General features: G+C 64.7%; 15 protein-coding genes. 4 read left to right on the top strand and 11 right to left on the bottom strand.

Annotated elements, in window-relative coordinates:
- Positions 1-179: 179 nt before the first annotated feature.
- Entirely contained in the window at positions 180-833 is a 654-nt protein-coding gene (locus ABZ293_RS20490; protein ID WP_355182773.1) for a Uma2 family endonuclease, read from the top strand.
- Positions 834-919: 86 nt separating this feature from the next.
- On the opposite strand, the gene ABZ293_RS20485 is transcribed toward ABZ293_RS20490, so the two are convergent.
- The 4 genes from ABZ293_RS20485 to ABZ293_RS20470 all read right to left on the bottom strand — a co-directional run bounded on the left by ABZ293_RS20485 (position 920) and on the right by ABZ293_RS20470 (position 5,035).
- Entirely contained in the window at positions 920-1,297 is a 378-nt protein-coding gene (locus tag ABZ293_RS20485; RefSeq protein WP_355182771.1) for a hypothetical protein, read from the bottom strand.
- 173 nt (positions 1,298-1,470) lie between these two features.
- Complete coding sequence (locus tag ABZ293_RS20480; protein ID WP_355182769.1) at positions 1,471-2,754, bottom strand: lysine 2,3-aminomutase; 1,284 nt, start codon at positions 2,752-2,754, stop codon at positions 1,471-1,473.
- A complete protein-coding gene (locus ABZ293_RS20475) occupies positions 2,751-4,004 on the bottom strand; it encodes an MFS transporter (protein ID WP_355182767.1) in 1,254 nt (417 codons plus the stop codon). The genes ABZ293_RS20480 and ABZ293_RS20475 overlap by 4 nt, the downstream gene beginning before the upstream one ends.
- Positions 3,992-5,035 carry a GNAT family N-acetyltransferase gene (locus tag ABZ293_RS20470; RefSeq protein WP_355182765.1) on the bottom strand — a complete coding sequence of 348 codons (1,044 nt, stop codon included), beginning with the start codon at positions 5,033-5,035 and terminating at the stop codon, positions 3,992-3,994. Before ABZ293_RS20470 ends, ABZ293_RS20475 begins: the two co-directional genes overlap by 13 nt.
- Before the next feature lie 308 nt (positions 5,036-5,343).
- On the opposite strand from ABZ293_RS20470, the gene ABZ293_RS20465 reads away from it, so the two are divergent.
- A complete protein-coding gene (locus ABZ293_RS20465; RefSeq protein ID WP_355182763.1) occupies positions 5,344-6,075 on the top strand; it encodes a response regulator transcription factor in 732 nt (243 codons plus the stop codon).
- A 50-nt stretch (positions 6,076-6,125) separates the two neighbouring features.
- Here the strand turns inward: ABZ293_RS20465 and ABZ293_RS20460 are convergent, their stop codons facing one another.
- Positions 6,126-7,166 carry an epoxide hydrolase family protein gene (locus ABZ293_RS20460; protein ID WP_355182761.1) on the bottom strand — a complete coding sequence of 347 codons (1,041 nt, stop codon included), beginning with the start codon at positions 7,164-7,166 and terminating at the stop codon, positions 6,126-6,128.
- 37 nt (positions 7,167-7,203) lie between these two features.
- Here ABZ293_RS20460 and ABZ293_RS20455 point away from each other — a divergent pair, with 37 nt between their 5' ends.
- Positions 7,204-7,764, top strand: coding sequence for a helix-turn-helix domain-containing protein (locus tag ABZ293_RS20455; protein WP_355182759.1), 561 nt, complete (start codon positions 7,204-7,206; stop codon positions 7,762-7,764).
- A 370-nt stretch (positions 7,765-8,134) separates the two neighbouring features.
- On the opposite strand, the gene ABZ293_RS20450 is transcribed toward ABZ293_RS20455, so the two are convergent.
- The 6 genes from ABZ293_RS20450 to ABZ293_RS20425 all read right to left on the bottom strand — a co-directional run bounded on the left by ABZ293_RS20450 (position 8,135) and on the right by ABZ293_RS20425 (position 14,268).
- Positions 8,135-9,367: an MFS transporter gene (locus ABZ293_RS20450; protein ID WP_355182757.1), complete on the bottom strand. Its 1,233-nt coding sequence runs from the start codon at positions 9,365-9,367 to the stop codon at positions 8,135-8,137.
- Positions 9,368-9,385: 18 nt separating this feature from the next.
- Complete coding sequence (locus ABZ293_RS20445; protein ID WP_355182755.1) at positions 9,386-10,459, bottom strand: hypothetical protein; 1,074 nt, start codon at positions 10,457-10,459, stop codon at positions 9,386-9,388.
- 509 nt (positions 10,460-10,968) lie between these two features.
- Positions 10,969-12,369, bottom strand: coding sequence for a DHA2 family efflux MFS transporter permease subunit (locus ABZ293_RS20440; protein WP_355182753.1), 1,401 nt, complete (start codon positions 12,367-12,369; stop codon positions 10,969-10,971).
- 512 nt (positions 12,370-12,881) lie between these two features.
- The gene (locus tag ABZ293_RS20435) at positions 12,882-13,088 is read right to left on the bottom strand and encodes a DUF397 domain-containing protein (RefSeq protein WP_355182751.1); all 207 of its coding nucleotides are present in this window, start codon (positions 13,086-13,088) and stop codon (positions 12,882-12,884) included.
- Positions 13,089-13,231: 143 nt separating this feature from the next.
- Positions 13,232-13,438, bottom strand: a complete 207-nt coding sequence (locus ABZ293_RS20430; RefSeq protein WP_355182749.1) for a DUF397 domain-containing protein — start codon at positions 13,436-13,438, stop codon at positions 13,232-13,234.
- Positions 13,435-14,268 (bottom strand): helix-turn-helix transcriptional regulator, encoded by an 834-nt coding sequence (locus ABZ293_RS20425; protein ID WP_355182996.1) that lies wholly within the window; start codon positions 14,266-14,268, stop codon positions 13,435-13,437. The genes ABZ293_RS20430 and ABZ293_RS20425 overlap by 4 nt, the downstream gene beginning before the upstream one ends.
- Positions 14,269-14,348: 80 nt before the next feature.
- Between ABZ293_RS20425 and ABZ293_RS20420 the strand changes: the two genes are divergently transcribed.
- Positions 14,349-15,613 (top strand): IS3 family transposase gene (locus ABZ293_RS20420; protein ID WP_355182747.1). Its coding sequence is split into 2 segments (ribosomal slippage): positions 14,349-14,628 and positions 14,628-15,613, totalling 1,266 coding nucleotides; the frame shifts between segments, so codons are not numbered across the junction.
- Positions 15,614-15,793 lie beyond the last annotated feature (180 nt).

The following is a 15,793-nucleotide window of genomic DNA, read 5'->3' as shown; positions in this document are numbered from 1 at the left end:
GCGCATAGAAGTTGTCGGGACAAACTGCGCGTGCCTCGCGCAGCAGCTCAATGAAGTGACTGTCGCCCCGATCACCGCGACCGACAACCTGCCCGACCTCGCCCTAGCGTCCCGGCCTGCGCGATTTGGCGCGCTGCGATCGCGAATAGGACCGGCCCCCCGACGACTACCATTGCGCCATGTCCCTGCCACGCATCGAGCGTCCGGATCTCCCCGAGTACATGACCTGGGAGGAGCTGGAGCAACTCCCCGAGGAGATCGCCCAGCAGATCGAGCTGTGGAACGGACGCGTGGTGTGGGTGCGCCGCGGCCCTGCCGAACATCAGACCTTCTCGAACCGTCTCTGGAGCACAATCGAACGCTGCGCGCGAAAGACCATTTCGGCGCATCCTGAGCGCTGTTGGCGGGTCACCACCGAGACAAACGTCTTCCTCGGCGGCAACGGCAAGTCCGATTTCTTGACACCCGACTTTCTCGTACACCGATGCCTCGAATCCCCGTACCAGGATCTTCGAAGTGCTGACGTCGTGCTGGTCGGAGAGGTCTTGTCGCCTTCCAACACGCAAACCGATATCGAGGCCAAGAAAGGCCGCTACGCAGGCTCCGGTATTCCGTGGTACTGGGAAGTGACCTTGGACCGTGAAGCTAGCGCCATCGCAACAGTCCGCGCCTACGGCCTCGACATCGGGCACGCCCAATTGCCGGATGGCATCCATCCGTTGCGCCCCGCCAACTACATTCTCGCTGGCGAATGGACCCACGAGAACCCGGACGGCATCACCATCGACTTCCCGTTCCCCATCGCCATCCCCTGGACCGAACTCGAGTACTGACCAAGATCAAGTCTTCTTCAGGGAACAAGATTCCCCGGCGTCGTGAACTCGGAAACCCGCAGCGCCTGTCCTGATCGGCATCCGACTCACTTCCGCGTTTCGGATGGATGCGAACGGCGGTGCGCCGGAATGGCTTCGGTCCAGAAGTGGTGGCGGACGGCGTCCCAGAGCTTCGCGAGTTTCGGTAGCCTTTCGCGCGCCTGGACGAGATCGGGATAGCCGTTGGGATCGAATGATGCGACCCGCGTTGCGTCGGATGTTTTGTGTACGAACATGATTCCGATCTCATGCTCCTGGTTCAGCTGCCAGGTGGCTTGCAGGCCATCGGCTTCGGTTCGGTGGATGGTGTCCACGGACACGCCGGTCCGCACCAAGCCGACCGCATTGTGTGTGCGAGTGTCATCGCGGCCCGGCCGACCCCACAAGCCGACTGTATCCGGCTGTCCCGCTTGGATGTTCGTCATCATTGCGGACCTTCGCTTTGGGGTGTCGGTGGTCGATGGTGGCGGTCGACCCGAGGGGTCCGGCCGACCGCCACGACTAGGACACACCCATTGCGGGCATCCCGGAAGCCGAAAACGGGAACCCCTGCCGATTACTAGAAAAGCCCGGCACAAAGCCGAAATTTTCTGGACGACTAACCGACCACACTCCGAGGTCGCTCGGGAATAGTCGTGCCGAGGGCGGGTGTCAGATCGTCGAGCCAATGTGCGCCAGGGTCATAGCGCGCGAAGAACTGGTTGCCGGTGTCGCGGGGGTCGCGGGACTGGAGCAGGCGCAGCGCAAAGACCTTGGTACCCAAGATGGTTGGGGCGCCGTCGATTACAACCTTGCCGATATGGGTGGACATGACCGGGCCGCTGGCGCTGCGGGCCAGGCCGGAAACCTGTCGAATGGCATCGGTGTAGATCTCCAGTGCCCGTGCCAGCGGGACCTCGAAATAGCTGCGAGCGCCGGTGTCTCGTTCGACGAACATGTAGTACGGGATCACACCGGACTCGACCAGCGACTGCCACATCCGCGCCCAGACATCGGCATCGTCGTTGACGTGCGCGATCAGCGGCGCCTGCGCCCGAATCACCGCACCGGTGTCCCGGATGCGGGCGATGGCCTTGCGGACCGCGGCGGTGGACAGCTCCCGCGGATGCGAGAAGTGCGCCATGACGGCGACGTGCCGCCCTGCGGCCACACACCGTTCGAACAGGCGCAGCAGGTCATCCGCATCCGCGTCGTCGGTGAATCGGGTCGGCCAGTAGGACAGTGCCTTGGTGCCGAAACGCAGTGTGCGGATATGTTCCAGGCCCGGCTCCAGCAGTGGATCGACCCAGCGGCGCAGCACCGCGGTCCGCATGATCATCGGGTCGCCGCCGGTGAACAGCGCATCGGTGACCTCAGGATGCTCGCGCAGATAGGCGGTCACTACGGTGGGATCCGAAATCGCCTGGCGGGTCTCGGTTCCGACGAACTGGGCCCAACGGAAGCAGTAGCCGCAGTAGGCATGACAGGTCTGTCCCTGCGACGGGAACACCAGCACGGTCTCGCGATACTTGTGCTGCAGTCCGAGTAGCGGCTTCCCCTGCAGAACAGGAATATTCGCGTCGAGTTGGCCACCGGGATGTGGGTTGAGCAGCCGACGTGCCTGCGCGCCCGCCTTGGCCAACACTTCCCGCGAGGCGTCGGCGTCGTACAACTCGGCAATACTGCTGAATACCGTGGGCGGCAGCATATCTCGGTGCGGGAAGGTGAGCCGGAAGATCGGGTCGTCGGGCGCTGCCGTCCAGTCGATCAACTCGCGATCGACATAGTCGTTCACCCGGAACGGCAACACCGCGGACACGATCCGCAGATCACGCAGGTATTCCTCGGAAAGGCCACGCGCCAGGGCCAATTCGGCCAGGCGTTCGCCGGTGTAGAGCTTCATACGGGCACCATCTCTTCGTCGCGGCGGAGCAGGGGAATGTCGCGATGGCGTCGCAGGCCAAAAATCCAGACGATCGGGGAACACAGCCCGATGAGTACCGCGGCCGCTAGGAAGACCGGACGCGGGTTATTGCCGTAGAGGTGCGTGAGCAGGCCCGCGAGCACCGCACCGACCGGTGCGGCCGCCAGCACCACCGTCCGCATGGCGCTGGTGACCCGGCCGAGCAGCTCGCGCGGCACGAGCTGCTGGCGCAGTGTGCGGACCACGATGCTGGCCAGCACATCGGCCCAGATCAATACGGCATTGCCGAGCGCGAACCACCAAATGTTCGGCGCGAAACCCACTGTGCCCAAGGCGATGCCGATCAACAGGATGGCGGCCACACACAGCGGTACCGGACGGAACCGCGTCATGAACGCGGGAGCGGTTGCGGCACCCAGGATTCCGCCGATGCCACCGGCGGCCACCACTACGCCGACCAGCCCCGCCGACATGCCGAGATAGTCATGCGCGAAGAACACGATCAAAGTCTGGACCGCCAGACACAGGTTGGTTATCACTTGCAGCACGGCCAATGCGCCGATGGCCGAGGACGCCGTGAGAAAGCGCAATCCGGTACGGAATTCGGCTCCGAACTGTCGCCACGACACCGGATCTCGGCGATCGATGGATTTCGGTTGGCGACGGTAGGTTCCCCATAGCGTCGCAAGTGATACCACGAATGTCGCCGCCTCCACCAGCAGCGCGGCACCCAATCCGACTGCGGCGGCGAGCAATCCAACTATCGGTGGCCCGAGCAGTATCGAAGTCTGGCTCGCCGTTTCCAGAATTGCATTGGTGCGCACCAATGCTCGATCACGATAGATATCCCGCACCGCAACCGCCAATGCCGTCTCGAAGAAGACTCCGGCAACCCCGGCACCGAAGGCGAGCGCCAGGATGACACCCACCGAACCGACTCGCACGGCGGTCAGCACGAAGAGCACGACGAAGATCGCCGCCCGCACCAGATCGGCGATGATGAGCACCTGCCAGGGATCGGCGCGATCCACCACCGGCCCGGCCGGTAGGCCGGCGACCAGGTAGCCGACCGTGCGCGGTGTGGCGGCCAATGCCGCCGCGACGGGATTATGGGTCAACTCCAACACCAGCAGGGGAATGGCCAGCACGGCCAACCCGTCACCGAGCAGGGAGACGATTTGGCCCGGAATGAACAGCCGAGTTCCGCTGTGGCCGTTCACAATAGCCATGTGTGACCCGCCAACTGCTCCAGTCGGCAGCCGTAGGAAACCTTCTCCTGCCACTTGAGGGTTCCGTAGTCGATGCTGGTGCACCCCCGGCGCAATGCGGCCGCCACCAATCCGTAGAACAGCATCACGAAATACGCGCCGTATGCCTGCGGCCGCTGCCCACACCACAGCGCTCGCAACGCATTCCCGTGCCGCAGCGACAGCGAGAAGCCGACTACCCGATCACCCTGCCGGACCGTGGTCACCACTCGATCCTCGGGCGGGTAGTGCCGGATCATCCGGTCCAACGTCGCCGCTTGGGCGGCACGGTCGCCGATGGAGTTGTACTTGCGCAGCAACTCCATCCGCAGTTCCAACACCTCGTCGCGGACCTCGCTGAGATCGGCTTCGCCCAGTTCCGCTCCGCTCTCGTCGATCCGGCGCAACAGCCGTCGCAGATCCCGCCGCCGTTCGCGCGGCAACTGTGCCAGATACCCGTCGATATCTCCGAAATCGACCGGCATGACGCACGTCGGATACAGCCGGACCGGCTGTGCGCCAAAGTCTTCCAGCACGCTGTGCAAGATGTGTTGCCGCTCAGGGACATACAGGTACGACACCGACCGGGCACCCTGCTGCTCGGCCCAGGCGTGTACGGCCCGGACTGTGTGGCCGAGGACAACCGGGTCGGTTGCTCCGGGGCCGGCGGGAACGCAAGTGTAGCCGGGCTGCAGTGCCAGCACCGCCGGATACAGCGATGCGGTATCGGGCGCGGACACCAGTGGCGATCGCGGTTCGGGCGATGGGATCTCCCCGCGCAAGATGGCGGCGATGTCGTAACGTGGTTCCGCCGGTGCGGATTTCAGCAAACGGGTGTACAGCCCGACTTGCGGTCGTCCGTCGACATAGGCCACCAACCAGCGCGGCTCGCCCGGCAATAGCGGCCCCATCGTTTCCAACCAACGATCCGATACGGCGAAATCCGCGGTCGCGGCCGCGAGCACGCCCCATTCCGTGGGGCGGATCTCTGACGTTCTCAGCTCAACGCGCATCGCTCACCCGCAGATTTCCCGATGAGTGAGCGGGATCGGCGCTGATGCCGCGAATTCACCCGATCGAACGTGCCGTCACTTGACGACACCATATTAAGCGGCGCGTTAGGCTTCGATATAGAATTGTCCCCGCATGTGGGAACGCGAACTCCATCGCCGCTGACCTGGCGATCCGCCGCGCATCAATGCGGATATTCCCACCCGGAATGGCGGATGATCTCGCCGCGCGGCTGCCCTAGTGTCCGAATCGCTACCGTCCGAACCGAAATCGGCCGGGCACAGAGCATTCGAAGGCAGGGGTGTCTGGTATGCGGGTGATCGTGGTCAATGACAATCTCGATGAGGCCGAAGCGCTGGTGCACCGGCTGCGCCGCCGGGGCCATCAGGCGGATCACAAACGCAGAGCTGCGGACCTGTTGGTCGCGCACCATCGCTATCACGCCGCCATCCTCGACCTCGAGTTGCCGGATATGCCAGGGCTGGAGGCGCTGCGCAAGCTGCGCGAAGTCAGTTCGATGTCGGTACTCGTGCTCACCGCGGACTCCGACGAGCGCTCGGTGGTACGCGCGCTACGCAGCGGAGCCGATGACTACCTGGTGAAGCCGCCCCGCATCGGCGAGTTGGCGGCCCGCCTGCACGCGATCGCCCGACGTGCTCCGGCGGCCCACCAAAACCTCACGCCGACAAAAACGGTCGTCGCTGGGGACGTTCGGGTGGATCTGCTGGCCGGGATGGTCGAGGTCGCCGGGCGACCGGTGCAGCTGACCCCGGTCGAGTTCGAACTGCTGCGCGAGCTGGTCGAGCGCCCCGGTGCGGCGGTCAGCCGTCAGCAATTGCTGGACCGCATCTGGGGCGATGCGTTCGTCGGGGTGTCGCACGCGCTGTACGTGCACATCACCAGGCTGCGGACAAAATTGAACCGCCCCGGCCTGATCACGACCATCCACAGCTATGGCTACCGGTGGAATCCGGAGGCCGCGGCACCGGGCGCGGTCATACCAGCGGCGCTTCCGGCGCTCGCGACATCAGGGTCGCGCTGAAGCGCTTCAACCAACGATCCGCGATGCCTGCTGATGTAGGTTCGATCGTTTCAGCCGCCCAGCTCGACCGCACGGTGGATGTCGCCGGTGTACGCCTCGGGCTGTTCCCAGGCTGCGAAGTGGCCGCCGGCACGGTGTTCCACATAATCGCAAACGTTCAGGAACACCTCGGCGTAGCTGCGCGGCTCCGGTTTGATGTCGCGCGGGAACACCGACAGCACGGTCGGCGTGTCGATCCGGTCGGGAAGGGTGACCGGTTCGACATAGGTGGCGAAGGAGGTGCCGATCGTGCCGGTGACCCAGTAGGCGGTGACCCAGGTGAGAAGCTCGTCCGCGGTGAAGGCCGACTCGTCGGACCAGGACTCCAGTTTCTCGACGATCCACGCCGCGAGGCCGGCGGGTGAGTCACCGAGGGCGACGGCGAGCGTGTTCGGCCGCGTCGACTGCTCCCCGATGTAACCGCCCTCGGTCCGGAACCACTGCGCCGCCCGGTCGAGGTAGGCCGCCGCGTCGGGCGCGAGCTTCGCCGGGTCCGCCGTGAGCGCACGCCGCGGGGCAATGTTCGTGAGGTGCAGTGCCGCTACCCGGTCGGGGTACTCAGCCGCGAGGATTTCCGCGACGGTGCCACCCACGTCGCCGCCGGACACCGTGTACCGCGAGTAACCGAGCTCATCCAGAGCGTCCGCGACGATCCCCGCGATCCGGTTGACCGACATGCCGGGAACGGTGAGCGGGGCCGCGAACGGGAAGCCCGGCAGCGCGGGAACCACCACATGCATGTCCGCGAGCAAGGGCAGGACGCGCTCGAACCGCAGCACCGAGTCCGGCCAGCCATGCAGCAGCACGACAACCGGGGCACCGGGAGCCGCGGACCGCTGGTGGATCACACGCAGGTCGGTGTCGCCTGCCCGCACCGTCACCCAAGGGAACTCGCCGATGCGGCGCTCGTGCACGCCCCAGTCATACCCGCTAGCCCAGCGTTCGAGCAGTTCGTCGAGGCGGGTGCCGGTGATGCCGCGCGCCCCGTCCGCACTCCACGGGGTCGTGACACGCCGCGTGCGCTGGAGTCGTTCCCGCATCTCGTCGCTCATGTGTATCAGCGTACACATGATGTGTATGCTGATACACATGACCTTGCGTAACGCGGCCGCCACCCGGCAGCGGATCCTGGAGCACGCGCAACGCCAGTTCGCCCAGCACGGGTACGCAGCGATCACGGTCAAAGGCGTGGCCGACGCGGCCGGCGTGTCGCCCAACCTCATCACGCGCTATTTCGGCGGCAAGGATGGCCTTTTCCTGGCGGCGACCCAAGTGGAGATCCCGGTCTCGAACTCCTTCGACGGCGACCGTTCCGCCCTGGGTGCGCGCCTCGCGGCGAGCATCGTCCAACGCTGGTTCGGTGCACCCGGGCAGGATCCGCTGCTCGTGCTGCAACGCGCGTCCGGTGAACGCCCGGAGGCGGCGGAGGCGCTGGCCGCCTTTCTCGACACCAACTCGCTGGAGCCGCTGCACCGATACCTGCGCGACAGTGGCCTGGACGACGCGGACGCCCGCAGCCGAGCCGCAGCGATCGACGCGTTCGTGCTCGGCGTCTCGACCCGCCGCCGGGTGCTGCGTTCCGAACTCGGCGACCCCGCTGATCTCCAGGCCTGGCTGAGCGCCACCATCCAACGCCTCGCCGACGGGTGATACACGACAACAAGAAGTACCGAAACTCCGCTTCCGGTGTGCACCTGTGGTCCGGTCATCGACGTCTGCCGACCATCGCGATCACGGCGATATCCGGCACCGACCACGCGTATAGCGGTGAAGGCTCCCCGCGTCGCGGCGATCGCCGCACCCATGCCCAGCACAGCGGCGGTGGTGGTGTTCACCGCCATACCGACGGATCCCCAACGCCGCGGCGATACCTGTCCGCAGACCCTGATCGACGAATGGCGTGTGACCAACGCGAAATCGGGACCCGGCAGCATCGCCCCGAGAATCGCCGCGTGCAAAAGAAATCAGATCCACTGGTGCCCTCCGCGGCCCAGATACCCGTCTTCCCAGATACCCGTATTCACAGCGTCGGAACGAGCACGTACCGATCGCGTGTCGACGTGGCCCACCTGATGACCACCGGCGCGAGCAGCCCGGTCGCCAGCAGGATGAATCCCGCTATGTACCAGCCGGTTACGCCCAAGCCGATGCACAACCACGTCAGCAATGCCGGGCCGACCGCATCGGCCATGCGCAATCCGATGCCGAAAACACCCAGATACAGACCGAGGTCCTGGGGCGGTGCCAGCACATTGGATGCCTCGAATCCGCCTGCCGTCTGCCACAGTTCGCCCACGCTCAGCACGGCGGCACCGACCCCGAGGATCAGCAGGGCAACCCAGCCGCCGCGTCCGTGCGCGGTTGCCAGCAGCACACATGCGATGAGAAACGCCCAACCGCTGCGGCGCAGCGCGACCCCCGCGGCGGTGGCATCGACGACCCGTCGGCTGGCTCGGACCTGGAACAGGACCACGATGGCGATGTTCACCATGTCTATCGCGGCGATCGACCAGCGCGGCGCGGCCGTGGCACCGATGATCCACAGCGGTATGGCGACCGACTGGATTCGGTATTGCAACGACAACACGCCGTCCACTGCGGTCAGTGCCAGATATGGCCGGTCCCGCAGGGCGAGCCAGCGCTCACCGTGGTGTTCGGGGGTCGCCGCCGCTGGCCCCATCGCGGGCAGTCGGGCGACCAGCGGTATCGCCGCGGTCAGGAAACCGGCGGCGATAATGATGGCCACCCGGTAGACCAGCGCGGAATCCAATTGCACGGCCACCGCGGCCAGTCCGATGCCGATAGCGATACCAACATTGAGCACCGAGCGGATGTAGGCACGAAACTCATTGGCGCGACTGGTGACAAGCCGCGGAATCATTGCCGAGATCAGCAGCTGGACGCAGGCCTGCGCCGCGGCCGCCGCCGGAATGACGACCAGATACATCGCGAATCCGTCGACCGCGAGAAAGCCGACGGTCGCGACAGCCCCGACGAGCAGGCTGGCGCGCAGCACACCGAGCGGGCCACGTCGATCCGAGATCCGGCCGACCAGAATATTGCTGACCACGCAGGCGGCCCCGGCGACGCTGAGTCCCACGCCGACCTGCATCGGCGAGATCCGCACGATCCTGGTGAAGTAGAGGACGACGGTGGACAAATAGATACCGCTGGAGACGGCCGCCGCAACCGTGATCAGCGTCAGCATGCGCTGCGGTCCGGCCGACGGCAGCAAAGCGCGAAACCAAGACACGAGAACAGTCCGGGCGATTCAGGCGACGGCCGCGTCGGTCGGCGAATCGAGTGCGACGCAATCCATCCGGAATCCGGCGATGGTGCGCTGCACCGCCTCGACCACTTCCCTATTGGAACGTCCGCGGAAGCGGAAGGCCGCACCGATCTCGGCGTAACCGAATGTTTCGGTGATCATCGTCCCCACCGGCGGCACCGAATAGTGATACGGGGCGTATGCGCGCGAAATATCCAATTGCACGTCCAGCACCGTGCAAGGCGGGGTGACCGGCGGGTGGATCAGCAATTCGGCGACCACCTCCGAATCGGCGAGCGAAGCGCTGACCGGCGTACGACCGAGCTGAATATCGACCGCGGCGCCGAGGAGGTCGTAGCCGTGCACTTCCCGCCACATGTGGGTGGTCTCGCCACCGGCGGCGCGCGCCGCCACCTCGAGGAACCGGATGTGCGGTATACCGAAGGCATAGCCGACGAAGAATTCGAGATGGAAGACGGTGGGGACACCGGCGCTCAGCGCGGAAAGTACGGATTCGGCAAAGGTGGCGAGCGGGCCGATAAGGACAGGGTCGTCGATCTCTATATAGCCCAGGCTGGTTCCGTTGTCGGCGAACTCTAGACAAGTACCCAGGTATTTCGATGCACGCCAGGGACCGAGCCCACTGCCGGTCCATACGCCATCTATCGCGCCCACTTCGTCCGGGCAGAATTCCTGCACGAGAAAGGGTTCGGCACTCAGGTCGGGCAAGATGGATAAATCTTCAGCGGAATCCAGCTTGACCACATCTCGACTCCCCGCACCGAGCCGCGGCTTGACGATCAACGGAAACCTGTGCTCGGAGGCGAATTCCCGAACGGCGGCCACATCGGGAGCGGCCCGGAATGCAGGTACCGAAACACCATGCTCACGAACGGTTTCGCCCATCGACAGCTTATCGCGAAACCGTACCGCATATTCCGGCCGATCGCCCGGCAGATCGAATTCCGCACGCAGTTCGGCGGCCGTGAGCAGGTCGAATTCATGGAGCGCAACAATGCGTTCCGGCGTACCGAACCGGGTCGCGAGATCACGCACCGCCGCTGGCACGAGAGCCATATCATCGAGAATCGTCACCGCGGCCGCGGCATGCACCGGTATACCATCCAGCACGCTGCGCGGGCAAACATAGGTTACGGAATTCGAAACGTGATCGATACGCTCGAGATACGGGACGTCGACACCGCGCACTCTATGTATGACAGTCACGTGTGATTGCACAGATTCCTCCGCTCGAAGCCAGGCTGACACAGTTGAATTTAGTAGCGAAAATTAAGCTGAAGTAACACATTCGCCAACATGCGGCAGCGGTACGGAGAACCTACTGCCGATCGACGGACTTGTCTTTGTGATCCATATCACATAGGCGCCGCACAGCATTTCAGTCCCGACGCTCGCTGAGAATCCTTTCAGCAGAAATGCGGATCAGAGGTGTGGAATATTTCGACACAGCGATGCTTATCAATTGTGCCGACCACGCAATAGGGCAATCGCAGTGAAATTTCCGCGGATACACGACCATCCACGGGTACGGTTATCGGAATGCCGCAGGGCCACGGCCGGTCACATCAAGGGGGTTGCGGCGTGCGCGGCATGAGAGTCGCGGTGAGCACGGCACCGGCGAAAAGTAGCGCACCGCAGATCCACAGCGCGTCATGGAAACCGCTGCCGAAGCCGATGGCATCGGTGAGCGGCGCGCCCGAGATACCCACGAGCCCCGGCAGCGCGGCGACGGCCAGCAGTTGCGCGGTCCGGGCGACCGCATTGTTCACCCCCGACGCGATTCCGGCATCCGATACCGACACCGCGGCGAATACGGCACCGGTCAGCGGGGCAACGAAGACGGCCAGCCCCGCACCGAGCACGACGGTCCCCGGCAGCACATCGCTCAGATAGGTTGCGCGCGTGCCGATCTCCGTCAGCAGTACGGCACCGCACGCGGCAAGTGCCGAGCCGAGTGTCATCGGGATCCGTGCACCGTGCCGCTGCGCCCACCGGCCCGCGGCCGGGGACGACACCAGCATGATCGCGGTGATCGGCACCGTCGCCAGGCCCGCCGCCAATGGCGAATATCCCGCGACCACCTGCAATTGGAGTGGCAGCAGGAAGTAGACGCCACCCAGGCCCGCGTAGACGGCAGCGGTCACCATATTGGCCGCGGTGAACACCCGCGAGCGGAAGAGTGATGGCGGCAGCAGCGGATGTTCCCCGCGCAACTGGATGAGAGCGAACATCCCGAGCAGCGCCGCGCCGAGCAATGACAGCCACCCGCGTGCGCCGATGAACCCATAGGTGAGCGCACCCAACCCGGCCACGGCGGTGGCCGCACCCGACAGATCGAGCGGTCGCGCATGCACATCCCGCGACTCCGGAAGGTAGCGCACCGATACGACGGTCACCGCCACCGCGAACGGAACGGCGATGAGAAATACCGAGCGCCACCCGGCCAACTCGGTCAGCCAACCACCGACCACGGGTCCGGCCGCCTCGACGACCCCGACAAGTCCGGCCCACAACCCGATTGCCGCACCGTGATCACGACGATCGATCGAGGCCGTGATCAACGCCAGGCTGCCCGGGGTGAGCAACGCACCCGCGATCCCCTGCACAACCCGCGCCACGATCAGCATTTCCATGGTGGGCGCGACGCTGCACAGCACCGAGGCCACCGCGAAACCGCCACTGCCCCAAACGAATACCGCGCGCTGCCCCACCCGGTCGCCCAGTCCCCCGCCCACCAGGATCAGCGATGCCAGCGCCAGCGTGTAGCCGCCGACGACCCACTGCAAGTCGGCCAGGTCCGCACCCATACTCGAACCGATCCGCGGCACAGCGACATTGACGACCGGCGCATCCAGCAGGACCACCGCCGACCCGAGCACCGCGGCGGTCACGACCCACCGCCCGGTAACCGAACTCAGTCGCGGCGGTGCGGGCGCGGCCCGGTTCGGAGCAACAAGATCGCTCACGATGGAAATTCTCGACTCGCCCGCCGCACCCCCGCCAACCGGCGACCCGCACATTTACATCGGCTTAAGTTTGGCAGTCGACCGACCAGTTCAGGCATGGGAGCTCCGCCGACCCGCCGTGAGTGGATGCCGAATTCGGGCAGACCGAGGGACATGGCGGTCGGCGACACCGGCCCGACCTCGCCGACCGCCTAGCACCGCACGGACTCCGCCCACCGACGAGGTGCGAGATTCGCTTCGGTACCGCGCATCGACTGCTCACACGATCGGCGGGCCGTCATCTACTGGTACCTCAGCACCGGAAGCGATCGGGTGCGGTCCGCATTCAGCCCGCTCGCACGATTCGGGACCACAGCGAGGATGATCTCCTCAACTGGTTGCGCTCGGTACCACTGTCAAGCTGGGCATTCTGAAACCTGGAGTGCGGCACCCACATCCGGCATGGCCCCTTACCGCGAAGCCCCGTAACTCGACCGCTGCGATCGGAGTGCGGGGGCTTTCGGGATATCTGGCTACGGCCGCTCGAACTCGCCACCCGCAACGTCAGCGGTGAAGGCGTCCCACTCGCTGGGCATGAAGACCAACACCGGGCCAGTCGGGTTCTTGGAGTCGCGCACGCCGACCATGCCCCGGTCGAGGTGCGCCACTTGTACACAATCCTTCGACCCGGTGCTGCGAGTGCTCTTGAACCAGACAGCGCCGGACAGGTCGATGTTCACTGGGCATACTCCTCTGCAATCCGGGCCGATGAGAGCACGACTATCCGCCTCACCCAGCGCCAACCTGTTGATGTCGACACAAGCTTCACGATACTGCCGAACCTCTTCCGGCTTCTCGGGATACAGGCCGGCCCGGAGGTCCGTTACGGCCGTTCGAAGTCGCCATCGGCTACGCCCGCGGTGAAGGCGTCCCACTCACCAGACGTGAAGACCAACACCGGGCCGGTCGGGTTCTTGGAGTCGCGCACTCCGACCAAGCCGCCGTCCAGGTGTGCGACCTCCACGCAATCCTTTGATGCGGTGCTCCGGCGGCTCTTGAACCACTTCGCACCAGATAGGTCGATGTTCACCGGGCATACTCCTTCGCAATGTCGAGCAGCAAGGCGCGGCTCGCGTTCTCGTCCAACGCCAATCGCTCGATATCCGCGCAGGCTCCACGATAGTGGTCGACTTCCACAGGCTTTTCCAGGTACAGATCGCCGGTGAAGCCCTGGATGTACACGACGGGGGACATAGTCAGATCCGCCTTGGGATGCGGCGGGAACTCCAACAGCACGAACGAGCCGACAATCAGACCACGGTAGGTGCCGACCTTCGACGGAACCACGCGGATAGACACGTTCGGCAGCTGGCCACAGTCGATTAGGTGGCGCAGCTGAGCTGCCATTACCTCGGTGCTACCAGTCATGCGTCGGAGAATCGACTCGTCGATGAGCACGTTCAGTGTGATCGGATTGCGTGCACTGGTCAGGCGGGCCTGTCGCTTCATCCCGACATCGAGCAGCCGCTCGGTCTCGTCAGAAGGCTTGTGCGGGAACTCCGTCCAGCTCAGCGCGCGGCGATAGTCGCGCGTGTGCAGGAGACCGGGCAAGAACGTGGTCTGGTACGACGTCATATGGGTGGCGGCGTCCTCCAGACTGACGAACAGCCCGAAGTCCTTCGGGATCTGGTCGGTGAAAGCGTGCCACCAGCCACGTGTCTTGGTTTCATCCACCAGGCCGAGCAGCGCCTTGGTCGATTTCGGCGTTGCGCCGTACAGCTGACACAGGTGGTTCAGCAGGACCGGGTTGAGGCGAACCGGCTGGCCCGTCTCGATCTTCCACAGGGTCGACTTGCCAATGGAGATCGAAGCGGCAGCGTCGGCCATGGTGATGCCGGACTTCTCGCGAAGCGCCTCCAGTTGGATACCGAGGAGCCGCCGGGCAACTGAATCCCCCCGTGTTTCGTGCCCACTCTCTTTCTTGAGAGGATGGGCGAGAGATGCCTGCGAAGTACGACGAAGCGACCAAGGCCAAGGCCGTCCGGCTGGTCGTCGATCACCGTGACGACTACGACAGCGAGTGGGCAGCGATCAAGGCGGTGTCGGCCCGGCTGGGGATGACGGCGGAGACGCTGCGGAAATGGATCCGGCAGGCCGCGGTCGATCGAGGTGAGGCCGAGGGGACCTCGACGGAGTCGGCGAGGATCATCCGTGAGCAGAAACGGAAGATCGCCGAGTTGGAGCAGACGATCGAAATCCTTTCTGCGGCAACGTCTTTTTTCGCGCGGGACAAACACCCGCGACACCCTTAGTGTGTGAGTTCATCGCCGAACACAAGGCTCGGTTCCCGATAGCGGCGATGTGCCGGGCGCTGACCGCTCGCGGGGTGAAGATCTCCCCTCGAACGTTCCATGCCTGGGCGAAACGTGCGCCGTCGAAACGAGCCTTGTGGGATATCACCCTCACCGAGATCCTGGCCGGCTGCTACGAGCCCGACGAGAACGGCAGACGTCAGCCCGAATGCCTGTACGGGGCGGAAAAGATGTGGGCGCACCTGCAGCGTCAAGGCATCCCGGCCGCCCGGTGCACCGTGGAACGGTTGATGCGGGCCAACGGGTGGCGGGGTGTGTTGCGGCGCAAGACGATTCGTACCACCGAGGCCGATCCGGCTGCGGTGCGGGCGGCGGATCTGGTGGATCGGCAGTTCCGGGTGCCGGCACCGAACCTACTGGTCGTGGCGGACTTCACCTATGTGCGGCTGGCGACGGGTGCGTTCGTGTACACGGCGTTCGTCATCGATGCGTACGCGGGCCGGATCCTGGGCTGGGAATGCGCGACCAGCAAACTGACCGCGTTCGTGGAATCGGCGATCCGGCAAGCCGTCGCGCTGCGGAACCGTGAAGGTCATCCGCTGACCGATGCAATCCATCATTCGGATGCGGGAAGTCAGTACACTTCGGTGAAATTCGGTGAGACACTGATGCTTTCAGGTCTCAAGCCGTCGATTGGATCGGTTGGCGATGCCTTCGACAATGCCCTCGCCGAGACCACGATCGGGCTCTACAAGACCGAAGCGGTCCGGGACGATTCACCGTTCCGGCGTGGTCCGCTGCACCGCCTGGCTGATGTCGAGCAACTCACCCATGAGTGGGTCAGCTGGTTCAACGAGTCCCGGCTGATGCATCGGCTCGGCCGCAAACCACCGGTCGAGTACGAGGCCGACTACTATGCCGCTCGGACCGAACAACCGGTCGGAGACAGATAACCGGGTGCGCACGAAACCCGGGGGGATTCAAACTGTGGAATCGGCTGTCACGGATGTCGCCTTCCATCTTGGGGTTTCAGTTGAAACCAGAATGCCGCGCGAACTAAAACTACGAGGGTTTTTAGTGAAACGTTTCTGTTGGAACGTTGTGGACTTGCACGTATCTGAGGTGTGCTGGGT

Source organism: Nocardia sp. NPDC005998, assembly GCF_040614395.1.
Classification (GTDB): domain Bacteria; phylum Actinomycetota; class Actinomycetes; order Mycobacteriales; family Mycobacteriaceae; genus Nocardia.
Note: the sequence above shows the minus strand (reverse complement) of the source record. Positions and strands in the feature narration are given on the sequence as shown.